The organism is Pseudomonas sp. Marseille-Q5117, assembly GCF_946901175.1.
GTDB classification, from domain to species: Bacteria; Pseudomonadota; Gammaproteobacteria; order Pseudomonadales; family Pseudomonadaceae; genus Aquipseudomonas; species Aquipseudomonas iranensis.
The window spans coordinates 60,262-81,945 of record NZ_CAMPPP010000020.1 but is presented as its reverse complement, the minus strand read 5'-3'; the positions used below and the strand labels follow the sequence as shown (position 1 = coordinate 81,945).

At 58.9% G+C, this 21,684-nt stretch carries 24 protein-coding genes; 12 read left to right on the top strand and 12 right to left on the bottom strand.

Features of this window, described 5'->3' with window-relative positions; all coding sequences use genetic code 11:
* The first annotated feature begins 171 nt into the window (after positions 1-171).
* From OC605_RS24995 to OC605_RS24985, 3 genes are all read left to right on the top strand, one after another.
* Positions 172-801, top strand: a complete 630-nt coding sequence (locus OC605_RS24995; protein ID WP_262140126.1) for a nucleotidyltransferase domain-containing protein — start codon at positions 172-174, stop codon at positions 799-801.
* The gene (locus tag OC605_RS24990) at positions 764-1,183 is read left to right on the top strand and encodes a hypothetical protein (RefSeq protein ID WP_262140124.1); all 420 of its coding nucleotides are present in this window, start codon (positions 764-766) and stop codon (positions 1,181-1,183) included. The genes OC605_RS24995 and OC605_RS24990 overlap by 38 nt, the downstream gene beginning before the upstream one ends.
* A gap of 139 nt (positions 1,184-1,322) precedes the next feature.
* Positions 1,323-1,562: a hypothetical protein gene (locus tag OC605_RS24985; protein ID WP_016773292.1), complete on the top strand. Its 240-nt coding sequence runs from the start codon at positions 1,323-1,325 to the stop codon at positions 1,560-1,562.
* 134 nt (positions 1,563-1,696) lie between these two features.
* Here OC605_RS24985 and OC605_RS24980 read toward each other — a convergent pair whose 3' ends face one another.
* The 5 genes from OC605_RS24980 to norR form a co-directional block, all read right to left on the bottom strand.
* Positions 1,697-2,446, bottom strand: a complete 750-nt coding sequence (locus OC605_RS24980) for a YkgJ family cysteine cluster protein (protein ID WP_186569193.1) — start codon at positions 2,444-2,446, stop codon at positions 1,697-1,699.
* Positions 2,447-2,529: 83 nt separating this feature from the next.
* Positions 2,530-2,856: a hypothetical protein gene (locus OC605_RS24975; RefSeq protein WP_016773294.1), complete on the bottom strand. Its 327-nt coding sequence runs from the start codon at positions 2,854-2,856 to the stop codon at positions 2,530-2,532.
* 149 nt (positions 2,857-3,005) lie between these two features.
* Entirely contained in the window at positions 3,006-3,488 is a 483-nt protein-coding gene (locus OC605_RS24970) for a GNAT family N-acetyltransferase (protein ID WP_186569195.1), read from the bottom strand.
* A gap of 3 nt (positions 3,489-3,491) precedes the next feature.
* Positions 3,492-4,394 carry a chemotaxis protein CheV gene (locus OC605_RS24965; RefSeq protein ID WP_262140121.1) on the bottom strand — a complete coding sequence of 301 codons (903 nt, stop codon included), beginning with the start codon at positions 4,392-4,394 and terminating at the stop codon, positions 3,492-3,494.
* 316 nt (positions 4,395-4,710) lie between these two features.
* Positions 4,711-6,273: a nitric oxide reductase transcriptional regulator NorR gene (gene norR / locus OC605_RS24960; RefSeq protein WP_262140119.1), complete on the bottom strand. Its 1,563-nt coding sequence runs from the start codon at positions 6,271-6,273 to the stop codon at positions 4,711-4,713.
* A 163-nt stretch (positions 6,274-6,436) separates the two neighbouring features.
* Between norR and hmpA the strand changes: the two genes are divergently transcribed.
* Both hmpA and OC605_RS24950 read left to right on the top strand, forming a co-directional pair.
* Entirely contained in the window at positions 6,437-7,618 is a 1,182-nt protein-coding gene (gene hmpA, locus OC605_RS24955; protein WP_262140117.1) for an NO-inducible flavohemoprotein, read from the top strand.
* A 220-nt stretch (positions 7,619-7,838) separates the two neighbouring features.
* Positions 7,839-8,348: a disulfide bond formation protein B gene (locus tag OC605_RS24950; protein ID WP_122507825.1), complete on the top strand. Its 510-nt coding sequence runs from the start codon at positions 7,839-7,841 to the stop codon at positions 8,346-8,348.
* Between the two features lie 142 nt (positions 8,349-8,490).
* On the opposite strand, the gene OC605_RS24945 is transcribed toward OC605_RS24950, so the two are convergent.
* Entirely contained in the window at positions 8,491-8,826 is a 336-nt protein-coding gene (locus OC605_RS24945) for a hypothetical protein (protein ID WP_186569515.1), read from the bottom strand.
* Between the two features lie 350 nt (positions 8,827-9,176).
* On the opposite strand from OC605_RS24945, the gene cyoA reads away from it, so the two are divergent.
* From cyoA to OC605_RS24915, 6 genes are all read left to right on the top strand, one after another.
* Positions 9,177-10,118, top strand: a complete 942-nt coding sequence (gene cyoA, locus OC605_RS24940) for a ubiquinol oxidase subunit II (protein WP_024014231.1) — start codon at positions 9,177-9,179, stop codon at positions 10,116-10,118.
* A 3-nt stretch (positions 10,119-10,121) separates the two neighbouring features.
* Positions 10,122-12,152 (top strand): cytochrome o ubiquinol oxidase subunit I, encoded by a 2,031-nt coding sequence (gene cyoB / locus OC605_RS24935; protein WP_016773302.1) that lies wholly within the window; start codon positions 10,122-10,124, stop codon positions 12,150-12,152.
* 3 nt (positions 12,153-12,155) lie between these two features.
* Positions 12,156-12,779: a cytochrome o ubiquinol oxidase subunit III gene (cyoC, locus tag OC605_RS24930; protein ID WP_024014230.1), complete on the top strand. Its 624-nt coding sequence runs from the start codon at positions 12,156-12,158 to the stop codon at positions 12,777-12,779.
* A complete protein-coding gene (gene cyoD, locus OC605_RS24925; RefSeq protein ID WP_011335842.1) occupies positions 12,779-13,114 on the top strand; it encodes a cytochrome o ubiquinol oxidase subunit IV in 336 nt (111 codons plus the stop codon). The genes cyoC and cyoD overlap by 1 nt, the downstream gene beginning before the upstream one ends.
* Positions 13,115-13,124: 10 nt before the next feature.
* Complete coding sequence (cyoE, locus tag OC605_RS24920; protein ID WP_262140109.1) at positions 13,125-14,012, top strand: heme o synthase; 888 nt, start codon at positions 13,125-13,127, stop codon at positions 14,010-14,012.
* Positions 14,013-14,246: 234 nt separating this feature from the next.
* Positions 14,247-14,738, top strand: a complete 492-nt coding sequence (locus tag OC605_RS24915; protein WP_016773306.1) for a RidA family protein — start codon at positions 14,247-14,249, stop codon at positions 14,736-14,738.
* 273 nt (positions 14,739-15,011) lie between these two features.
* On the opposite strand, the gene OC605_RS24910 is transcribed toward OC605_RS24915, so the two are convergent.
* From OC605_RS24910 to OC605_RS24900, 3 genes are all read right to left on the bottom strand, one after another.
* A complete protein-coding gene (locus OC605_RS24910; RefSeq protein WP_262140105.1) occupies positions 15,012-15,713 on the bottom strand; it encodes a hypothetical protein in 702 nt (233 codons plus the stop codon).
* 134 nt (positions 15,714-15,847) lie between these two features.
* A complete protein-coding gene (locus OC605_RS24905) occupies positions 15,848-16,252 on the bottom strand; it encodes a GNAT family N-acetyltransferase (protein ID WP_262140103.1) in 405 nt (134 codons plus the stop codon).
* A 38-nt stretch (positions 16,253-16,290) separates the two neighbouring features.
* Positions 16,291-17,211 (bottom strand): LysR family transcriptional regulator, encoded by a 921-nt coding sequence (locus OC605_RS24900; RefSeq protein ID WP_110646188.1) that lies wholly within the window; start codon positions 17,209-17,211, stop codon positions 16,291-16,293.
* A 102-nt stretch (positions 17,212-17,313) separates the two neighbouring features.
* Here OC605_RS24900 and OC605_RS24895 point away from each other — a divergent pair, with 102 nt between their 5' ends.
* The gene (locus OC605_RS24895) at positions 17,314-18,495 is read left to right on the top strand and encodes an aspartate aminotransferase family protein (protein ID WP_262140101.1); all 1,182 of its coding nucleotides are present in this window, start codon (positions 17,314-17,316) and stop codon (positions 18,493-18,495) included.
* On the opposite strand, the gene OC605_RS24890 is transcribed toward OC605_RS24895, so the two are convergent.
* The 3 genes from OC605_RS24890 to OC605_RS24880 form a co-directional block, all read right to left on the bottom strand.
* A complete protein-coding gene (locus OC605_RS24890) occupies positions 18,496-18,687 on the bottom strand; it encodes a type II toxin-antitoxin system Phd/YefM family antitoxin (RefSeq protein ID WP_016770565.1) in 192 nt (63 codons plus the stop codon).
* 169 nt (positions 18,688-18,856) lie between these two features.
* Positions 18,857-20,776, bottom strand: coding sequence for an alkaline phosphatase D family protein (locus OC605_RS24885; protein WP_262140098.1), 1,920 nt, complete (start codon positions 20,774-20,776; stop codon positions 18,857-18,859).
* A gap of 71 nt (positions 20,777-20,847) precedes the next feature.
* On the bottom strand, positions 20,848-21,585 hold the full coding sequence (locus OC605_RS24880) for a hypothetical protein (RefSeq protein WP_262140096.1): 738 nt from the start codon (positions 21,583-21,585) through the stop codon (positions 20,848-20,850).
* Between the last annotated feature and the right edge of the window lie 99 nt (positions 21,586-21,684).

Below are 21,684 nucleotides of genomic sequence, written 5' to 3'. Positions count from 1 at the left end.
AGTTTGGGCAGATTGACCAGTTATAAACCGGTCAGGCGGTCGGCAGGGTGACGGCTGGCTGTCAGGATTGTCAGTTTCCGACGTTAATTGCACTGGCTGCGATTACCGCTGAGTTGATAAGTCCCTAAAAGGGACCTATCGTTCCCTTTTTGAGACTCTTTGGCGGGCCAAGTGGAAAAACTTTCTTTAAGCGAAGCCCTGTTCACCGCCACCCAGCAAAAAGTGTTGGGATTGTTGTTCGGCAAGCCTGACCAGACGTTCTACGCCAACGAAATTGTGCGCTGGGCACAGGTTGGCAAAGGCGGCCTGATGCGTGAACTTGATCGATTGCAACGAGCCGGGATCCTCAGTATGACTCGAGTGGGTAACCAGACCCATTACCAGGCCAACCCCGCATGTCCTATCTACGCGGAGCTTCTGGGCATCACGCGCAAGACATTCGGCTTTGCCGAGCCTCTTCGTCAGGCATTAGAACCGTTTGCCGAACAGATCACGTGGGCGTTCGTGTATGGCTCCATCGCCAAAAACTCTGCGAACACACTCAGTGACATAGATCTCATGCTGATTGGCGAAGGCCTGCACTACAGTGAGTTGATGGAGCGACTCATGCCGTTGGAGGAGCAATTGGGGCGTCCCATCAACCCGACGCTATACACCCCGCAAGACTGGGCCAGGAAGCTGGCGGCACAGAACAGTTTTGTCATGCGAGTGATGCAGCAGGAAAAAATCGATCTGTCAGGGGCAAACCCTTTGGAGTCCAAGGATGGGCAGCAACGAGAGTCTGGAGAATCTTCTACGTAGCGGTGTACTGAAAGCGGAGCCACCTGACCGCAAGGAGTGTGAAGGTCTGATGCGCTCGGCTTTGGACAGGCTCAAGGATGCGCGCACTTGCACACTGTCGTTTTCCAGCCGGTTCGATTTGGCCTACAACGCCGCTCACGCGCTGGCGCTGACAGCTCTTCGCTTGAGTGGCTATCGATCGGACAAGCGCTATCTGGTATTCCAGTGTCTGATCCATACCACGCAAAGCAGTAAGGTTCAGGTGCGATTGTTTGCGCTGTGCCATGAGCGGCGCAATCTCGCCGAATACGAAGGCTATATGGATGAGGATGACACGCTTCTTGAGCAGTTGCTGGAGAGCACCTCGCAATTGTTGGGTGACGTTCAGCATCGCATGAACTGAAATATCATCACGCAGTGTCAGTGCCAAGCAGCCATTCAGCGCATCGTGCAAATCTTCAGATGCCGAGCCACAGCGCACAGGTATACTGCGCGCCTTTGCGGCTCACTGATCGGGCCGACTTTTTGTTCCCGGAGCTTTTATGACTTCCCCGACCCAACCGCCGGTTGACGACGCTGTGAGCGACGTCCCGGCTGAAGTGGCTGACGCCAGCGAAACCAAGGCTGAGATCCCGGCGTTCAAGTTCCCGTTCAAACCGGGCGAGCTGGCTTCGGCGAAAGGCTCGAATCAGCCTTGGTACAAGAATGGCGCGAAGAATGGCCACACCAAAACCCCGGGCATGGCGCCGCCGGGGACGCGTCGGTCGATGGGCAAGCGCTGACATCGGAAAGTGGTGGTGCTTGTGCTGGCCTCTTCGCGAGCAGGCTCGCTCCCACATTGGATTTGTGTAGAACCCAAACCTGTGGGAGCGAGCCTGCTCGCGAAAGCGACATCCGCTACAGCACAAATATCAGATCAAGCCGCGCGCAATGAAATGAACGCATAAGTCTGCGCCGGTTCCGTCACCACCTGCCCACCCGCAGCCAGTACCTGTCCGGCCACGTCATCGCCGGACAAATGAAACAGCCATTCACTGGTTTGCGCCGCCAGCGGTTGCGCGCTCACTTGGTCGATCACTGCTGCAAACGCATCCATGTTCGGCAAGTACGCGGTGAACCCGTCGCCCTTGAGCGCCGTGGTGCGAATTCCCAACGTTGCGCAGATCGCATCCTTGAGTTTGATGTCATCCCGATCCGCCTGACGCGAACGCTGGATCAGCTCAACCAGTTCCCGATCAACCAGCTCGCCTCCCACAATCAACTCCGGCCCCTGCTCCCAGGACTCTGGCGGGCAATCCTTGGCAGCTGGATTGAGCGGGATGTGCGGATTGATTTCCGCCGGGTAAATCCGGCACACCAGCGGGCGGCGCTCGTAGATTCGGCAGCGCTTGTCGTCGTCAAGATTCCGACAGGGGCCGACGTTGTAGGCGGCAAAGGTGATCGCCACATGAGCATCGGCAGTGCCACTGCGGACCACTGCCGAACGGCGCTCGGCATGTTCGCGCTGCTGCGCCGGCAGGCCCAGGCCATTGCCGAGAAATGCCTCGACCAGCACGATCACCTGACCGCCATCGGCCGCCCACATGCGGGCTTCGGCGAGCGTCAGCGGGACATGGTGGTCGGTGCAGCATTTGCCGCAACCTACGCAGGAAAACGTCGTATTCATTGAGCGATCTTTCTTCAATCAGGGTGTGAAACGACGGCGGAAAACCATCGCACAGAACCGGATCGAAGCAAGGACTGCGCCACTCAGTGGGTGTTCGTGGCCGGGCGAATCGAATCCCACTCGGTGACGAACGCGGTTTTCGACTGTTTGTTGTACAGGCACAGCTCGCTGCCTTGCTGGCCTTTCATGTGTTTTTGCGGGTATTGGCCTTGCAGCAGAACGGCGGTGTAACCGACGCGGTCGTCGAATTGCGCAGGTGTGCCGACCGGTTTGACGTTTTTCAGACCGCTGGCCTTGGTGCAACTGGCGAGCACGGTCTTGTCATAGGCAGCCCAGGCGTCGGGGCTGGAGGCGTGGGCCTGGGAGGCGAGGGCGGTGAGGCTGAGCAGCGCCAGGGTGATGGCTTTCATGGTTGGGGCATCCTTGGTTATGGCCAAGGTTTGAGTCTGCCTGAAGAGTTTTGTTGCCTGGGGCACCGCTAAAAGATCGCAGCCTTCGGCAGCTCCTACATGGAAATGCGGTTTCCTGTAGGACGGAGGCTGCGATCTTTTGACTTTGATCAGTTCGGCACCAATTCCCGGCGGACCACACACATCCCGACACTCTCATACAACCGCCGCGCCCGCAGGTTGTCCTCCAGAACCCTCAAATCGACAAACCCCTCGCGGCGCTGTTGAAAGACGCTGAAGGCATGCAGCAACAACGCCCGCCCAAGCCCCCGGCCTTGCATTCGCGGATGCACCACCAGATTCTTGATATAGGCACTGGTCCAGCACTGCGCCACGCCCACCACGCCCTCGGCATCGCAGGCCACGAAACACAATGCTGGATCGTATTCAGGGTCGCTGGCAAAGCGCTGACGCCAGTCGTGCAGTGACGGCACTCGACCGCCACCTTCCAGCTGTCCGAGCTGCATCAACTGATGCACCGCCGGCGCCAGCTCCTCGCGGTAGACGGACAGCTCAATCCCCTCCGGCCACTGCGCATCCGGCAGAACCCCACTCAAGTCGCGGCGCAGCAGAAAGCAAAACGTCTCGGCCAACACTCAGTGCCCGTTGGCCGCGACGTGCTTGGCGGCTTCGATCAGGCGTTGGGTCAGCTCCGGCGAGGAGAACTTGGTCAGCACCGCATTGGCACCGGCCAGCCGGGCCTTTTCACTGTTCATCGCGCTGTCGAGGGAGGTGTGCAGCAAGACGTACAAGTGCGCAAAGTCCGGGGTCTCGCGCAGGGTTCGGGTGAAGGCGTAGCCGTCCATTTCCGACATCTCGATGTCGGAGACGATCAGGTTGATCTGCTGCCCGGTGCCTTGCAGGTCGAGCAGGCAGTCGATGGCTTCCTTGGCACTACGCGCGGTGTGGCATTGCAGGCCGAGGTTGCGCAGGGTGTGCACCGATTGCTGCAGGGCCACCTGGCTGTCATCGACCACCAGAATGCGCGCGTTGCCGAGCACTTCAGCGTCTTCCATGGTCAGGTCGGTCGGCGCCATTTCGATCTGCGCCGGGGCAATGCTGTGGATGACTTTTTCGATGTCCAGCACCTGTACCAGCGTGCCGTCCACCGAGGTCACGCCGGTGATGTAGGCGCGCGAGCCGCCGGAGCCGAACGGTGGCGGCTTGATGTCGGTGGTCAGGCAATGGACGATCTTGCTCACCGCCTGCACATGCAGACCCTGCTTGGAACGGCTGACATCGGTGACGATCAGGCAGCCACCGTTGGGATCTTCCAGCGGCCGCTCGCCGATCGCGCGGCTGAGATCGATCACCGACAGCGATGCACCGCGCAGGGAGGCGATGCCTTTGACGTGCGGATGCGACTCCGGCAGCTTGGTCAGCGGCGGGCAGGGGATGATTTCACTGACTTTCAGCAGGTTGATCGCCATCAGCTTGCCGCTGCGCAAGGTAAACAGCAGAAGCGAAAGTGAATCTGCGCGGGCTTTGGTGGAGGACATAAGAACCTTCTGTGGGGCGAGAGTGGAAATCGCCAGAAACCTTTGATGCCGTGTTATCGGCGTTAAAGGGATGGGCTTTAGGTTAGTTGTCGGGTAGTCGGCTTTAGTTGATCGCTGTTCTCTCTATCACTGCCCCTCACCCCAGCCCTCTCCCAGAGGTAGAGGGGGCCGACGGAGGTGTCTGGCGTTTTACACCGACCTGAACGACCGAGTCGATTATGAATTCGGAAGAAATCTTTCACGTCAGTGGAATTCTTCAATATCCCCCAATCAGTCCCCTCTCCCTCTGGGAGAGGGCTAGGGTGAGGGTGTGCTTTTAGCTCTTCATGCCTAGTCGTTTGGCCATCCGCCCCAGATTCGCCCGATCCACCCCCAACTCCCGGGCCGCACTCGCCCAGTTATCCTGATGACGCTCCAGCGCTGCACTGATCAGGCGCCGCTGAAACTCATCGGTGGCACTGCGCAAATCACCACCGATCATCGGCATCACATTAGCCAAATCTGCATTGGCAGGCGCAACCACGTTATTCACAACCTCACGGGGCAGATCCAGATCCGCCGCGCTCAGACTCAGAATTTTCGGCCGCACCTTGCAGTTGCCCAACGCCTTCAGCGCACTGCGCCCGATCAAATGCTCCAGCTCGCGGACATTGCCCGGCCAGGTATAGGCCAGCAGCGCTTCCTGAGCATCACTGTTCAAACGCAGGCTATTGAGGCCCATGCGTGAGCGGTTCTGCTCGAGAAAGAAGCCACTGAGCAGCAACACGTCGCGCCCGCGATCGCGCAGGGCCGGCACCCGCAGCGGGTACACGCTCAAGCGGTGATAGAAGTCGGCACGATAGCGACCGCTGCGCACTTCTTCGGCCAGATCGCGATTGGTCGCGGCAATCAGACGCACGTCGACCTGATGCTCCTTGTCCGAGCCCAGGCGCTGCAATTGACCGCTCTGCAATACGCGCAGCAACTTGGCCTGGACCGTCAGCGACAGCTCGCCAACTTCGTCAAGAAACAACGTGCCGCCGTTGGCCAGCTCGAACTTGCCGCGGCGGTCGCTGGTGGCGCCGGTGAAGGCGCCGCGCACGTGGCCGAACAGTTCGCTTTCCACCAGCGTGTCGGGCAGGGCTGCGCAGTTGAGACTGATGATCGGTTTGTCGGCGCGCGCGGAGGCGGAGTGGATCGCTTGGGCCACGAGCTCTTTGCCGACCCCTGTTTCGCCGGTGATCAGAACGGTCAGGTCACTGCCGCCGACCAGATTGATTTCTTCCACCAGACGTTTGTGCGCTTTGCTCTGGCCGATCATTTCGCGGTTCTGCTGGCCGCTGGCCTGACGGTAAACCTCGGCGCGCTGATGTTCGTCCTCGGCACGAGTGGCCAGCCGTTCGATGCGTTCGGCCGCATTGACTGTGGCCGAGGCGAGGCTGGCGAAGGCTTGCAGGGCGTCGAGTTCGATCGGCTCGAAACGCTCGGGGTCCAGCGCGTCGAGGGTGATCAGGCCCCAGAGTTTTTCATCGACGAATAAAGGACAGCCGAGGCAGTCGTGAACTTCGAGGTGATCGTCGAGGCCATCGACCAAACCGTCATAAGGATCGGGCAGGTCGCTGTCGGCAGCGAAGCGCGTCGGCCCGGCGCCGGCCAGCAGGATTTCAAAACGCGGATGCTCGCTGACCTTGAAGCGGCGCCCGAGGGTGTCGGTACTCAAGCCGTCTACCGCCAGCGGCACCAATGATTCGCCATCCAGACGCAACAACGCGGCGGCATCGCAGGGCAACAAGGCGCGCATGGCCTCGAGCAAACGCCGGTAGCGCTCACCTTCGGGCAGTTCACGGGACAGGTCGGCGACCAGAGGAAGCAGGGCGGTAAGTAGGGATTTGGCGGTCATGGTTATGTAGTCAAAGAGACAAGGTGTAGTCGCGATGACTATACGTTCATTTGTGTCGAAATGACTACGCAGATTTCAACCTATTGAATTTAAAGGATTAATTGGTTGGCACGAAAACTGATATCTCCAAGGCAATCTTTCAAGAAAGCGCAGGAGTCACCTTATGCTTAGCGTCCAGGATCGTGCCATCGTCAAATCCACCGTGCCTCTGCTGGAAAGCGGCGGCGAGGCGTTGATCACGCATTTCTACCGCATGATGCTCTCCGAATACCCGCAAGTGCGCCCGCTGTTCAACCAGGCGCATCAGGCCAGTGGCGATCAGCCGCGTGCCTTGGCCAACGGCGTGCTGATGTACGCCCGGCACATCGATCAGCTCGACCAGTTGGGCGATCTGGTGGCGAAGATCATCAACAAACACGTCGCTCTACAGATTCTGCCGGAGCATTACCCGATCGTCGGCACCTGCCTGCTGCGCGCCATTTCCGAAGTGCTCGGCGAAGAGATCGCCACGCCTGAGGTGATGAGTGCCTGGGGCGCTGCGTACGGGCAACTGGCCGACATCCTGATCGGCGCGGAAGCCGCGATCTATGACCAGAAGGAACACGCCGTCGGCGGCTGGCGCGGTGCGCGTGAATTCATCGTTGCGGCGAAGGTGCAAGAGAGCGCGGAAATCACCTCGTTCTACTTCGAACCGGCAGACAAAGGGCCGATTCTTGCGGCCGAACCGGGTCAGTACATCGGCATGAAGCTGATCCTCGACGGCGAAGAAATCCGTCGCAACTATTCGCTGTCGGCACTGGCCAGTAACGGTCAGTACCGCATCAGCGTCAAGCGTGAACCGAATGGTCGCGCGTCCAACTACCTGCATGATCAACTGCACGTCGGCGCGAGCATCCAACTGTTCCCGCCGTCGGGCGAATTCACCCTGGCGGCCAGCGACAAGCCGCTGGTGCTGATCAGCGGCGGCGTCGGCATCACCCCGACGCTGGCGATGCTGGAAGCCGCGCTGGCCACCGAACGTCCGGTGCACTTTATCCACTGCGCGCGCAATGGCAGCGTCCATGCGTTCCGCGACTGGGTCGATGGGCTCGCGGCGCGTCATCCGCAACTCAAGCGCTTCTATTGCTACGCCGAAGAGGATGGCGTCAGCCCGGCGGCGGACAAGGTTGGCCTGCTCAGCGAAGAACTGCTCGGCCAGTGGCTGCCGGTACAGCGCGATGTCGATGCGTACTTCCTCGGACCGAAAGGGTTCATGGGCGCGATCAAGCGGCATCTGAAAGCGTTGGGCGTTCCGGAGAAACAGAGCCGTTACGAGTTCTTCGGCCCGGCTGCTGCTTTGGAGTGACCCGAGACCGAGTTGTCTCGTTCGCGAGCAGGCTCGCTCCCACCGGATTTGCGTTCGACGCAGGTCCGGTGGGAGCGAGCCTGCACGCGAATCTTCTGCGCGCCGCAAAGCCATGTTGGTTAATCATTCCTTAACCGCTCTATCGTTTATTGCCCCGGTGTAGACTTGCGACAATTTCAGCCGCCGGCCGGCTGGACCATGGACTTACAAAGGAAAGGCAATGAGCGAGGAAACGATGCGGTTGGGGCGTGAGCGGCGCTATCTGGTGTTGCTGGGGATCATCTGCCTGGCGTTGATCGGCGGCGCACTTTACATGCAGGTCGTGCTCGGCGAAGCACCTTGCCCGCTGTGCATCCTGCAGCGCTATGCACTGTTGCTGATTGCACTGTTCGCCTTCATCGGTGCGGGCATGCGCAGCCGTCGCAGCATCACTGTGTTCGAGACGCTGGTGGTGATCTGTGCGATTGCCGGGGCCGGTGTGGCCGGGCATCACGTCTATACGCAGTTCTATCCGGCGGTGAGCTGTGGCGTCGATGTGCTGCAGCCGATTGTCGATGATCTGCCGCTGGCAAAGATCTTCCCGCTGGGCTTCCAGGTTGACGGTTTCTGCTCGACGCCGTATCCGCCGATCCTCGGTCTGTCGCTGGCGCAATGGGCGCTGGTGGCGTTCGTGCTGGTGGTCATTCTGGTGCCTCTGCTGACTTCGCGTAATCGAAAAGCGCTGCACTGAAGTCAACTTCTCGGCAGAGCTGCCGATAAACAAAATGCCCCGATTTTCGCTGCTGAAAATCGGGGCGTTTTGCATTTCAGAGCGTTTGTGAAAACACCGTGACGAACGGCAATGAAGCGTGCGGCAAATGTGCGACATGTTGTCACACAGGGGCTGTCGCAGGGACTCGGGATGCGGCGGATTGGCCGACTGTTACATAAAAACATTGGCCAGTTTCAGCGTTTTCGGGCTTCAGCACGGACGTACCAGAGCAGGCAGTTTTAACAGGCGCCGGCAGATGGACGAAGCCCTTGGAATATCGGGCTTTGCGCCGCTCCAGCGTTTGTAGATCGGGTGCAGAGCTGTCTGATTTGAGGCGGTTTTGCTGACGGATTTTGCTGCTTTTATTGAGAAACGCTTTCGATAACTTGCGCAACTTTTGCAAAAATGGCGATGGATTGTTGCTCTGAGTGATAAAAATTATTTCGGGATAAGACATGGTGTATAGGGCGCTACCTATCTACAATCGCCCGCACTGAATTCCCGACGCTGTTCAGCCTTTATCAAGGAACTGATCAGGAGGTCGGGTGTCGAGCGAGCCGCGAGGCTTTCGAGACACCCTGGTGTCGGTGCCTTTCCAATTTTCCGCACCAAATGGAATTGGTCTGTAACAAGGCCTTTGACCACGAATTCGAATAAGAACTGAACGCTGTCCCAAGGTTTTGTCGAGCGTCAGACGCGCGACGGGCGGCCCTTATTCAATCCAAAGAAAATGCCAACCCTTGGCAGGGTGAAGTGTTGGCGATCAAAACCCAACTGCATTGCGCAAGCTGCTTTAGAGGTCGTGAGATGAGTAAAAACAGGTACCCCAGATTACTAGGCCTAGTGCCGCTGCTCGGCACGTTGTTGCTGGGAGGCTGCAACATGACCTTGCTCAATCCAACGGGCCAGGTCGGCCTGGAACAGCGCAACCTGATCATCACCGCCACGCTGCTGATGCTGTTGGTCGTCGTGCCGGTCATCGTCATGACCTTCCTGTTTGCCTGGAAGTACCGCGCTTCGAACAAGAACGCCGTGTACACGCCGAAGTGGTCGCACTCGACCAAGATCGAAGTGGCCGTATGGACCATCCCGGTGCTGATCATCATCGCCCTGGGCTACATCACTTACATCTCGACTCACGAGCTGGACCCGTATCGTCCGATCGAGTCTGACGTCAAGCCGGTGACCATCGAAGTCGTCGCGCTGGACTGGAAGTGGCTGTTCATCTACCCGGAACAAGGCATTGCCACGGTCAACAAGATCGTGTTCCCGGCGCATACGCCAATCAACTTCAAGATCACCTCCGATGCCGTGATGAACTCGTTCTTCATCCCGGGCCTGGGCGGCCAGATCTACGCGATGGCGGGCATGCAGACCAAGCTGCACCTGATCGCTGACCGCAACGCTGAAATGGACGGTATCTCCGCCAACTACAGCGGTGCCGGTTTCACCGGTATGAAATTCAAGGCTATCTCCACCACTCAGGAAGATTTCGACGCCTGGGTAAGTGAAGTCAAGAAGTCGCCTAAACAGCTTGATCAGGCTGAATACGCGGCCCTGGCCAAACCGAGCCAGAACAACCCAGTCGAACTCTACTCGTCGGTCACGCCGAACCAGTTCCAGATCATCGTCGACAAGTACGAAGGTATGAAGCCGGGCAAGCCGCTGAAGCACGAGAAGAAAGAGAAAGAAGTGGCGGCCACGGATATTGACGCGGGTTCGCATTCAGCTGCCGGGGCAGAGGAGTAAACGATGTTTGGTAAATTAAGTTGGGAAGCAGTCCCATTCCACGAGCCGATCGTGATGGTGACCATCGCCATGATCGCCCTCGGTGGTCTGGCGCTGTTCGCTGCGATCACTTACTTCAAGAAGTGGACGTACCTGTGGACCGAGTGGCTGACTTCGGTCGACCACAAGAAAATCGGCGTGATGTACATCATCGTCGCCATGGTCATGCTGCTGCGCGGCTTTGCCGATGCGATCATGATGCGTACCCAGCTGGCCATGGCCACCGAGGGTTCGCCTGGCTACCTGCCACCTGAACACTATGACCAGATCTTCACCGCTCACGGTGTGATCATGATCATCTTCATGGCGATGCCATTCTTCACCGGCCTGATGAACCTTGCAGTGCCGCTGCAGATCGGCGCGCGTGACGTTGCGTTCCCGTTCCTGAACTCCCTGAGCTTCTGGCTGCTGGTGTCCGGCGTTGTGCTGATCAACCTGTCGCTGGGTATCGGTGAATTCGCCAAGACCGGTTGGGTTGCGTATCCGCCGCTGTCGGGTCTGCAATACAGCCCTGGCGTGGGTATGGATTACTACATCTGGGCGCTACAGCTATCCGGATTGGGTACGACGTTAACCGGGGTCAACTTCCTCGCGACCGTACTGAAAATGCGTACCCCTGGCATGAAACTGATGGACATGCCGATCTTCACCTGGACCTGCACCTGGGCAAACGTTCTGATCGTGGCTTCGTTCCCGATCCTGACCGCTACCCTGGCACTGCTGACCCTTGACCGTTACATGGATTTCCACATTTTCACCAATGAACTTGGTGGCAATCCGATGATGTACGTCAACCTGTTCTGGGCGTGGGGCCACCCTGAGGTTTACATCCTGATCCTGCCGGCCTTCGGCATCTTCTCGGAAGTGATCTCGGCCTTCACCGGCAAGAAACTGTTCGGCCACCACTCGATGATCTACGCCTCGGGCGCGATCTCGGTACTGGGCTTCATGGTCTGGCTGCACCACTTCTTCACCATGGGTTCGGGTGCAAGCGTCAACGCCTTCTTCGGTCTGGCGACGATGCTGATTTCCATCCCGACGGGTGTGAAGCTGTTCAACTGGCTGTTCACCATCTACCAGGGCCGTCTGCGCTTCACCAGCCAGGTAATGTGGACTCTGGGCTTCATGGTGACCTTCGCGATCGGCGGCATGACCGGCGTACTGCTGGCCATCCCGGGTGCTGACTTCGTGCTGCACAACAGCCTGTTCGTGATCGCGCACTTCCACAACGTGATCATCGGCGGTGCGGTATTCGGTTACATCGCTGGCTTCGCGTTCTACTTCCCGAAAGCGTTCGGCTTCAAGCTGCACGAAGGCTGGGGTAAAGCAGCGTTCTGGTTCTGGATCTCGGGCTTCTTCGTCGCGTTCATGCCGCTCTATGCACTGGGCTTCATGGGCATGACCCGTCGTCTGAACGCCACCACCAACCCTGAGTGGGTACCGTACCTGTACGTTGCCATGTTCGGTGCGGTGATGATCGCTGTCGGTATCGCCTGCCAACTGATCCAGCTGTACGTCAGTGTGCGTGACCGCAACAAGCCAGAGAACGTTTGCGATCACGGTGACCCGTGGAATGCACACACCCTGGAATGGTCGACCTCGTCGCCACCACCGTTCTACAACTTCGCTGTGCTGCCTAAGGCTGACTGCATCGACCCGTTCACCGAAGCCAAGGAAAACGGTACTGCGTACCAGCGTCCGGCCAAGTACGAGCCGATCCACATGCCGAACAACACCGCCACTGGCGTGGTGATGGGCGCGCTGTTGACCGTCTTCGGTTTCGCGATGATCTGGCACATCTGGTGGCTGGCGATCGCGAGCCTGGTGGGCACCGTCGTTTACTTCGTGATCCACGCTGCACGTGACGACCAGGGCTATATGGTTCCGGTTGAAACGATCGAGCGTATCGAAGCCGAGCAGCACAAGCGTCTGGTCGCGGCAGGGAAAATCCCGGCCAATGCCACCCGTGTTGAAACCTCGTTGGAACAGGCTTAAACCATGTCGAACTTAGTGACCAATGTTGGACACGCCCATGGTGACCATGGGCACGATGACCATCACCACGACTCGGGCGAGATGACCGTATACGGTTTCTGGCTCTACCTGATGACCGACTGCATTCTGTTTGCGTCGATCTTCGCGGTGTACGCAGTACTGGTAAACAACGTTGCCGGTGGCCCGTCGGGCCACGAGATCTTCGAACTGCCTTACGTGCTGGGCGAAACCGCTCTGCTGTTGTTCAGTTCGATCACCTACGGCTTTGCCATGCTGGCGCTGTACAAGGGCAAGAAGCAGGCGGTCCTGGGCTGGTTGTTCATGACCTTCCTGCTCGGCGCGGGCTTCATCGCCATGGAGATCAACGAGTTCCACCTGCTGATCTCCGAGGGCTTCGGTCCTAGCCGTTCGGGCTTCCTGTCGGCGTTCTTCACCCTGGTCGGTACCCACGGTCTGCACGTTTCGGCCGGTCTGATCTGGATGGGCATCATGATGTATCAGGTCAACAAGCATGGCCTGACGTCGACCAACAAGACCCGTCTGAGCTGCCTGAGCCTGTTCTGGCACTTCCTGGACGTGGTCTGGATCTGCGTCTTCACCGTTGTTTACCTGATGGGGACTCTGTAATGGCTAACGCACACTCCCATGACAGCCACGATGCTGGCCACGGCAGCGTCAAGTCGTACGCCATCGGCTTCATCCTGTCGGTAATTCTGACCGTCATTCCGTTCGGTCTGGTGATGTACCCGACCCTGCCGAAGTCGACGACGCTGGCAATCGTTCTGCTGTTCGCAGTGATCCAGGTGATCGTTCACCTGTATTACTTCCTGCACCTGGACCGTTCCATTGCACAGCGTAACAACGTGATCGCATTCGTCTTTACGGCGATTGTGATCGTGCTGCTGGTTGGCCTGTCGCTGTGGATCATGTTCAGCATCCACACGTACATGATGGCGAAGTGAGGTAGACCCGATGTCGCTCAAGCACTTTATCCAAATCACCAAACCGGGGATCATTTTCGGTAACGTGCTTTCTGTGGCAGGCGGGTTCTTCCTGGCCTCGAAAGGGCATGTCGATCTGGCGGTGTTTCTGGCCGCCATGATCGGTACTTCCCTGGTCGTGGCCTCCGGTTGCGTGTTCAACAACTGCATCGACCGCGACATCGACCTGAAGATGGAACGCACCAAGAACCGTGTGCTGGTCCAGGGCCTCATCTCCCTGAAACTGGCCCTGGTTTACGCGACCATTCTGGGTGTTCTCGGCGTTGCCTTGTTGTACAAGGTGGCCAACCCGTTGGCTGCCTTGTTCGCAGTAATCGGCTTCATCATCTACGTTGGCTTCTACAGCCTGTACCTCAAGCGCAAGTCGGTTCACGGCACGCTGGTGGGCAGTCTGTCGGGCGCCATGCCGCCAGTGATCGGTTACGTTGCCGTGACCAACAGCTTCGACATGGCCGCACTGACCCTGCTGGTGATGTTCAGCCTGTGGCAGATGCCGCATTCCTACGCCATCGCGATTTTCCGTTTCAACGATTACCTGGCCGCATCGATTCCGGTGCTGCCAGTGAAACGCGGCATTCAAGTGGCGAAGAAGCACATCTTGTTCTACATCCTGGCGTTCCTCGTGGCGACCTTGATGCTGACCTTCAGCGGCTACGCCGGCATGAGCTACCTCGCCGTCGCCGCCGCCATGGGCATGTACTGGCTGTACATGGCCTGGACCGGCTACAAGGCAGTCGATGACACCGTCTGGGCACGCAAGCTGTTCGTGTTCTCGATCTTCACCATCACTGCGTTGAGCGTCATGATGTCCCTGGACTTCAAGGTGCCGACAGAGCTGTTGCTGACGTACGCGCCGTAAGGTTGCAGGCTTCAGGAAAAACCCCGCACGTTGAGAGATGTGCGGGGTTTTTTGTTGGCTGAAATATGCTCGTTCAGGGGCTGCCATTCGCGAGCAGGCTCGCTCCCACAGTTTGCGGTTGCGGCCATTCGGTAAAAGACCTAGATTCGGATCCAACCTCGACAGTAGTAGCTCCAAGCCATCCACCGGTGCTCGACTGTCCTAACCCGTGCATTGATCAAAAGGCTGGGCGCAATGACCGAACGGATGACCTGCGATGAGCGCTTTATCGCCCTGGCCGAAGAACTCAACTACGACATCTATGGCGAGAACACCGCCGGTGGCAATTACGCGCCGCTGATCCGTCATCACGATGAGCTGTACATCAGCGGCATGGTGCCGCGGGTCAATGGCAAGATTCTCTATCCCGGTCGCGTGGGGCTGGAATTGAACCTCAAGGATGCACAAGCAGCGGCGAGCATCAGCGCCATGCGTTGCCTGGCGCTGATCGTCGATGCGGTCGGTTCGCTGGACAAGATTCGCGCGTTGTTGCGGGTCACGGTGTATGTGAAGTCGACTGCTGACTTTGTCGACCTGAGCGAAGTGGCCAACGGCGCTTCGGACGTGTTCAGCCATGTGCTGGGCGATGCCGGACGGCATACGCGCACGACCATCGGCGTGTATCAGTTGCCGAAGAATGCGGCGATTGAAGTGGACATGATTGCGGCGTTGCATCCTTCGGCTTGAGGGGGGGGTTAGCGGTTTGCCCTCACCCTAACCCTCTCCCGGAGGGAGAGGGGACTGACTGAGGGGCTCTCAAGATATACGCCGACCTGAAATACCGAGCCGAACTCAGGTTTGAAAATCACACAAGTCGGCTCCCTCTCCCTCGGGAGAGGGCTGGGCGGGCGGCGTTCCGATGAGGGGCGACGATTTTCGCCTCCTCACGAATCACAAGCCGGACAACGTAAAGCCCCGCCTGAATCTCAGTGCGGGGTTTTTTCACAAGCGCTTGGCAGATTACTGCGCCGCGATGCTGTAACCATCAAACGCCATCTGCTGCTGCAGTGCGGTGATGATGTTCTTGCGGTTCACCGCCTGTTCCGTACCGGCGTTATCGACGAAGGTTTCGCTCTCCAGCTCGGCTTCATCGCCTTCACCGACAAAGGTGAAACCGAGGAATTCCAGTGCCTCACGATCAACATTCAGGCGCGAACGCGGCGTGCGCATTGGCAGGGTCACGCTGGCGCCATCCTTGCTGATGGTGAAGATTTCCACTTCTTTCTTTTTGGCGGCCTTGCTCTTGCCGCCGCTCGGATTGCTGATCGCCTGATGGGTCTGATTCAGCACTTTAAGCGCCAGACCATAAACGATTTCCTGAAACGCCGGATCGTCCTTGAAGCTGGACAGAATGCGCCCGATCGAGAACTTGCTGCTCAGGTCTTCCAGCGCGGCGATGTCCGCTGCCTCGGCGTCTTTCAGGCGCTTGAGTTCGCCCATCAGCTCGTACGCCTTGTCGTCATCAAAGCTGTCATGCGCCTGACGGATCGCCGCACGCAATTCGCGGATCTGGTCGCTTTCGCGGGTCGACTGGAACGCGTCCAGAACCATCTCGCTGATGATTTTGGCTTGAGGCAGGTGTTGTGAAAGATTGATGGAGTTTTCGTATTCCGCTTTGGACGACTGGGTGACTACGGATTCAGCGGTGTTGAAATCGGACATTGAAATTTCACTACTTTTTTAACTTGAGTTGAGGCGAGAAAGCACGAGGTCTTTTTCAGGCCGACTAATTTAGGGGAGCGGGGCGGCGTTGTCACGGAGCAACGGTTTGGTGGTCGGGATTTTTCCACTGCGCGCTATTGGCGGCGCGGACGTTCCATGGCAATGACTGAGATCTGGAAGCCCAGGCTGGCGAAAAAAGCTTCAGCGCCTTCGCGTCCAGCGCGCAGCACCCAGGTGATGTCCGGGTTGTCACCCATGACGTACTCCACCAGTGCCCGCCCGATTCCCTTGCGCCGATGCTGGTCATCGACCACCACCATAGACAGATAGCCGTTGGAGACCTCATCGGTAATTGCTCGAGCGAAACCGACAATTTGCTCGCCTAAGAGCGCAACAACTGTGCGCTGCGAATTGTGAATCAAGCTGGCAAAAGATTCGGCATCGCCAATGCGATGGCCCCAGCCATGCTGGCCAAGAAACAGCCTCGCCGATTCTGTTTCGCCGGAATGCAAGTCGCGCACGGTAAGGCTATCGTTCATGGGATATTCAAATCCTTATCAATTTCCATCGTGATCGATTACGGCCGGCCGACGTCAGGCTTGCCCCACGTACGCATCGCAAACTCGACAAACCGTCTCAGCTTCGGCAGTCGATAGCGATCCTGTGCATACAACAGATGCATCGGCCTGCTCGGCGGTTGGTAGTCCGTCATTACCCTGACCAGTTTGCCGTCGCGCAGATCCTGCTCCACCAGCGCGTCGGGCAGCATCATGATGCCCATGCCGTTGCGCGCCGCCTGGTGCAGACCGGCGGAGCTGTTGATCAGCATCGGCCCGCTGACGTCGACGAGGACTTCACCTTCCGGGCCGCTCAGACGCCAGCGTTTTTCCACCGATTGCCAGTCATCCCCAGCCGGGTAGGCGAAGGACAGGCAATCGTGTTGCTGCAAATCCTGTGGCGTGTGCGGCATGCCGCGCCGCGCGATGTATTCGGGGGAGGCGCAGACCGTCAGAGTGTAGTCGATCAAAGGCCGGGCGATCAGGTTGGATTGGTCGAAATTGCCTAGGCGGAATGCGACATCGAGGCCGTTCTCCAGCAGATCCGGACGGCTGTTGGTCAGCACCACGTCAAGCTTCACTTGCGGATAGAGCAAGGAGTATTCGCTGAGGGCCGGGGTCAGTCGTTCGACGCCGAAGGTCAGCGGCGCGGTGATACGAAGCAAACCGCGCGGCTCGTCCGACGCTTGTTCGGCAAGGCGTTCGGAGTCGGCCACCAGGCCGAGCACTTCCAGGCAGCGCTGATAATAGACGCTGCCGAATTCGGTCAGGCGCTGGCGGCGCGTGGTGCGTTGCAGCAGTTGCACGCCGAGCCGTTGCTCCAGCGCGCGCAGATGATTGCCCACCATCGTCGTCGACATTTCGCACTTCGCAGCGGCGGCCGTCATGCTCCCGGTTTCGACCACTTTGACGTACACGCCCATCGACTGAAACAAATCCATTATCAAGCTCGGCTTTTAAATGATTGAAGTTTTTCCGAGTTTATCCAGCTCAGGTGGCTAACCATACTGCAAATACACCGACCTGCAATGGAGTTTCGCGTCATGACCGCCGCCCTGATGAACACCTACCAACCCCTGGCCCTGAGTTTCACCAAGGGCCTGGGCACGCGCCTGTGGGATCAGGCGGGGCGCGAATATCTGGATGCCGTTGCCGGTGTCGCAGTGACCAATGTCGGCCACTCGCATCCGCGCATCGTCGCGGCGATCAGTGAGCAAGCGGGGCTGCTGCTGCACACCTCAAACCTGTACAGCATCGACTGGCAGCAACAACTGGCCAAACGGCTGACGGCGTTGTCGGGGATGGAGCGCGCGTTCTTCAACAACTCCGGCGCCGAAGCGAACGAGACGGCACTGAAACTGGCGCGTCTGTACGGCTGGCGCAAAGGCATCGAGCAGCCGCTGGTGGTGGTCATGGCCAACGCGTTTCATGGCCGCACCCTCGGCACGCTGTCTGCCAGCGATGGCCCGGCCGTGCGGCTGGGATTCAACGAACTGCCGGGGGATTTCGTCAAAGTGCCTTTCGGCGATCTCCCGGCGCTGGAGCAAATACAGCGCAAACACGGCGCGCGCATCGTGGCGATTCTGGTCGAGCCGATTCAGGGCGAAAGCGGCGTACAAATCGCGCCGCCGGGTTATCTCAAGGCCCTGCGCGACCTGTGCAATCGCCACGCGTGGCTGCTGATGCTCGATGAAATCCAGACCGGCATCGGCCGTACCGGGCAGTGGTTCGCCTTTCAGCACGAAGGCATCGTGCCCGATGTCATGACTTTGGCCAAAGGCCTTGGCAATGGCGTGCCGATCGGCGCCTGCCTGGCCCGTGGCCGCGCGGCGGATTTGTTCACCCCGGGCAGCCACGGCAGCACTTTCGGCGGCAATCCGCTGGCCTGCCGGGTCGGCTGCACGGTCCTGGACATCATCGAAGAACAAGGTTTGCTGGAGAATGCGCGGGTGCAGGGCGCACGGCTGCTGGAACGCTTGCGCGCCGAATTGGCAGACAACCCGAACGTGCTGGCAATCCGGGGGCAGGGCCTGATGATCGGTATCGAACTGAAACAACCGGTGCGCGACCTGACGCTGATCGCCGCGCGCGATCATGGCTTGTTGATCAACGTGACTCGTGGCAAGACCATCAGGTTGCTCCCGCCGCTGACGATTGATGAGCGCGAGGTGGGGATGATTGTCAGAGGGGTTGGGCGGGCGTTGTCGTCAGCCCTATCTGCATAATCACTGCTGCGGAGTGTCTGGTAAGGACAGCGAATTGACTGTCCGCAAAAGTGACTCATAGTCAGTCAGACCTATCATCACAACCGGTTCGGCACCGCGCCTGGTAATCAGCAACGGTTCGCGATCATTGGTTGCTTGGTCCATCGACAAGGCCAGGTGAGCTGTGGTTTTGCTGAAGGTGATGGTTTGCATGATGTGGGCCTGCGAGTGGTTGGTACACAGCGAGGTCGACTGTGATTGCGCCCAGTATCACTTAAGCACTTCGGAGACGTTTCCGAGAGGCTTGTAATCCTTATCTGCTGCAATTGTCAGCAGGTGGAGTGCCCGTTGCCGGGCCCTCCACCTATGCTCAGATCTGGTTTCAGTCTGGCCCATCTCCCAACTCCGGCGCCAGCATCCTCGTCTTCTCCGCCCCATTCGAGTTGTGCTGAACAATCTCGCTCGGTTGCCCCTGTTCATTGAAAAACACCTGTCCAATCCCCGCCGAATTCCACAGCCGCTCCCCGGCCTCGGCATGTTCCGGCGTATACGGGACGATGCGCATCAGGCGGCGTTTGGTGAACCAGTTCAATGGCGAGCGCGGTGAGTAGAGCCAGCGGTTGAGGCGGTCGAACCATTCCAGCAGCGTTGGCGGGAATTCGTTCTTGATGCCGCTGCTGGTGATCTGCCAGATCCGTGGGCCGGCCTTGCGGTGGCGGATCAGGACTTCGTAGACGAAGGAATAATGCACATCGCCGGACAGCACCACGTAGTTCCCCGGTGTGCGCGAGTGTCGGAAAATGTTCAGGATCACCTGTGCCGCGCCGCGATGGGCCATCCAGTTTTCCGCGTCGACCAGCAGCGGATAACCGCACCAGCTGAACACCTTCTGCACGGTTTCAATCAGCTTGACGCCAAAGATCGGCGCCGGCGACACGATGATTGCCGAAGGGTGATCGAGCAGTTCCTGTTGCAGTTCGCTCAAGGCTTCCCAGTCGAGCAGGCCCGATGGTTGCTTGAGCGCCATCTCGCTGCGCCAGCGCCGGGTGCGCGTGTCGATCACCACCAGCGCCGGACTGCTCGGCAACACAAAATGCCACTGTTGAAAACGCAGCAATTGATCAATCAGATCGTCCTGCACCGGCATGTCCAGATAGCCGTCTTCGCCACTGGCGCTCAGTTGCGCGGTCTGCTCCAGCATTCCTTTGAAGGCATCCGGATTGTTGCCCCAGCCCTGACACAACAGATAAGCAATCAGCGCATTGCCAATGATGCGCTTGGAGAACGGATGGCCGTAGGCGGTTTCCTCCCATTGCGCGGAGAGATTCCAGTCATCGGTGATGTCGTGATCATCGAAAATCATCAGGCTCGACAGATGCGCCAGCGCCCGCGCGACGTTGCCCAGGCCCGCCTTGAAGGCATCGATGCGCGTCTGCTCGAGGTTGTAGCGCTTGCGGCGTTCCGGCGTCAGCGTCGGCGCGCTCGGATTGATCAGCGACCACGGCGTCGGCGACCACACCAGCATGTACATGGCCATGACTTCGGCGAATGTCACCAGGTGATTGTCGGCGCTGCTGCTGGTGAAAATCGGCTTACGCGCGCCACCGAAAAATCGCTCGCGCAAGGTCTCGTTGCTCTCCAGCGCCGGTAACAAATCCGCACGGTGGTAGTAGCTGGCCGGGTGCTCATAGAGCTTGGCGCTGTCGCTGACCACGGCACCGTCAAGGCGCTCATCGAACAGACCCAGACGCTCGATCAGGGCATGAATCGCCCGCAGCATCGGCCCGGCGACGTCGTCGGCATAGACCTGATCACCGCTCATCATCAGCAACGCCGGACGTCGTTGCGCATCGGTTTCGTCGGCCAGCAATTGATCGACGCAGAGCAAGCCATCGGTTGCCGGATGATGGGGCTTGCGGCAGGAGCCGTGGAGCAATTGGTCGATCCGCGAACGCACGACGAGGTTCGCGCAGGTAGCGCCGGGGTAAAGCAGGTGAGGCGCCCACTCAGCCATACCGATGGCGTCGTCGATCAGCAGGTCGTAAGCGCTAAACGTGTCGCAGGGCAGGGCGCTTTCAAGTTGAACGTCGATCAGATGCACGAACGCATGACGGCCTACGGCAATGACCGTGCATTTCTCTGAGTCGAGCGGAATATCTCCTACACCTTGCAGGCGCAAGGTCAGCGCCAGTTCACGCGAGCCCACCAGCCACAGCACCAGGCGCGTCGGCTCCAGCCGCCGCAGCAGCGGGCCGGCCAGGACAGGAGGCAGCGAGATCAGGTTATCGGGTGTTGGAAACATTGAGGATAAAGTTCAAGGCGCACAGGCCGGCGATGATAGCGCAGCCGGCGCCTTGATCCCTTAAATCAGCCTTAAGAGTCGGCTTTTTGCAGTTTCAGCGCCAGCAAACGCCACTCCCCAGCCGTCGCATCAACCCGTGGCAATTCCTGCACGGAGCAATCGAAACGGTAGGTGACATCGTCGCCATTCATGTTGCGCGCAGTGACGCTGTTGCTGAAGCTGTAGACCTGATCCTTGTAGCGATGACTGACCAGCGCTTTGCTGTCAGCAAAACGCGCCGAAGCGGGATAACGCAGGGTGCTGGTGACAAACGGGCTGCACATGACATACGCGATCATCGACTTGTCGGCCTGTGCGTCGCCGCGCAACTTCTTGTTCAGCGCGGCCAGAGCCATGCGACCGTCATAGTCGCTTTGATCCAGCACCGTCTGCACCGGCATCGATTTCGGCGCCCGGCTGGCGTAATTCGGTAGCAGTGCGGAGTCGGTGGGAGAAGGCTTGTCGTCCGCCTCAATGGCAGCAAAAACCGGCGCATCTTTCAGCTCGGTGGCGGGCGTGACTGCCTCGGCTTCAGGCAACACAGAGGTCGACTCGACGACTGACGTGTTTTGCGCCTGCGCCGCCTCGTGATCGAACGACGAAGGAAACAGCGAAAACGTGATCGACAACATCACCAGCCCGACTATGAAGCCGCCCGCCGCGCCAACGATGTTGCCGTAGAAAATATTCCAGCTGCCGCGGTTCTTCACAACCCAGCGCCACATGAAACCCCAGACAGCGACGAACGCCAGAAAACGCAGAAACTCCATTTGGTCCTTTCCTTAACTTTCAACAATCCAAACGCGGCGCGAGACGATCAGCAAGCGCCGACGATGCGCGGCAAGATAGCAAAATAGACGCGCCGTCCG

What these genes read in the sequence shown, in the direction of transcription:
- OC605_RS24990 (WP_262140124.1), top strand. Translation starts at nt 764, where the DNA reads ATGGGCAGCAACGAGAGTCTGGAGAATCTTCTACGTAGCGGTGTACTG.
- OC605_RS24985 (WP_016773292.1), top strand. Translation starts at nt 1,323, where the DNA reads ATGACTTCCCCGACCCAACCGCCGGTTGACGACGCTGTGAGCGACGTC.
- OC605_RS24980 (WP_186569193.1), bottom strand. Translation starts at nt 2,446, where the DNA reads ATGAATACGACGTTTTCCTGCGTAGGTTGCGGCAAATGCTGCACCGAC.
- OC605_RS24975 (WP_016773294.1), bottom strand. Translation starts at nt 2,856, where the DNA reads ATGAAAGCCATCACCCTGGCGCTGCTCAGCCTCACCGCCCTCGCCTCC.
- OC605_RS24965 (WP_262140121.1), bottom strand. Translation starts at nt 4,394, where the DNA reads ATGTCCTCCACCAAAGCCCGCGCAGATTCACTTTCGCTTCTGCTGTTT.
- norR (WP_262140119.1), bottom strand. Translation starts at nt 6,273, where the DNA reads ATGACCGCCAAATCCCTACTTACCGCCCTGCTTCCTCTGGTCGCCGAC.
- hmpA (WP_262140117.1), top strand. Translation starts at nt 6,437, where the DNA reads ATGCTTAGCGTCCAGGATCGTGCCATCGTCAAATCCACCGTGCCTCTG.
- OC605_RS24950 (WP_122507825.1), top strand. Translation starts at nt 7,839, where the DNA reads ATGAGCGAGGAAACGATGCGGTTGGGGCGTGAGCGGCGCTATCTGGTG.
- OC605_RS24945 (WP_186569515.1), bottom strand. Translation starts at nt 8,826, where the DNA reads ATGTCTTATCCCGAAATAATTTTTATCACTCAGAGCAACAATCCATCG.
- cyoA (WP_024014231.1), top strand. Translation starts at nt 9,177, where the DNA reads ATGAGTAAAAACAGGTACCCCAGATTACTAGGCCTAGTGCCGCTGCTC.
- cyoB (WP_016773302.1), top strand. Translation starts at nt 10,122, where the DNA reads ATGTTTGGTAAATTAAGTTGGGAAGCAGTCCCATTCCACGAGCCGATC.
- cyoC (WP_024014230.1), top strand. Translation starts at nt 12,156, where the DNA reads ATGTCGAACTTAGTGACCAATGTTGGACACGCCCATGGTGACCATGGG.
- cyoD (WP_011335842.1), top strand. Translation starts at nt 12,779, where the DNA reads ATGGCTAACGCACACTCCCATGACAGCCACGATGCTGGCCACGGCAGC.
- cyoE (WP_262140109.1), top strand. Translation starts at nt 13,125, where the DNA reads ATGTCGCTCAAGCACTTTATCCAAATCACCAAACCGGGGATCATTTTC.
- OC605_RS24915 (WP_016773306.1), top strand. Translation starts at nt 14,247, where the DNA reads ATGACCGAACGGATGACCTGCGATGAGCGCTTTATCGCCCTGGCCGAA.
- OC605_RS24910 (WP_262140105.1), bottom strand. Translation starts at nt 15,713, where the DNA reads ATGTCCGATTTCAACACCGCTGAATCCGTAGTCACCCAGTCGTCCAAA.
- OC605_RS24905 (WP_262140103.1), bottom strand. Translation starts at nt 16,252, where the DNA reads ATGAACGATAGCCTTACCGTGCGCGACTTGCATTCCGGCGAAACAGAA.
- OC605_RS24900 (WP_110646188.1), bottom strand. Translation starts at nt 17,211, where the DNA reads ATGGATTTGTTTCAGTCGATGGGCGTGTACGTCAAAGTGGTCGAAACC.
- OC605_RS24895 (WP_262140101.1), top strand. Translation starts at nt 17,314, where the DNA reads ATGACCGCCGCCCTGATGAACACCTACCAACCCCTGGCCCTGAGTTTC.
- OC605_RS24890 (WP_016770565.1), bottom strand. Translation starts at nt 18,687, where the DNA reads ATGCAAACCATCACCTTCAGCAAAACCACAGCTCACCTGGCCTTGTCG.
- OC605_RS24885 (WP_262140098.1), bottom strand. Translation starts at nt 20,776, where the DNA reads ATGTTTCCAACACCCGATAACCTGATCTCGCTGCCTCCTGTCCTGGCC.
- OC605_RS24880 (WP_262140096.1), bottom strand. Translation starts at nt 21,585, where the DNA reads ATGGAGTTTCTGCGTTTTCTGGCGTTCGTCGCTGTCTGGGGTTTCATG.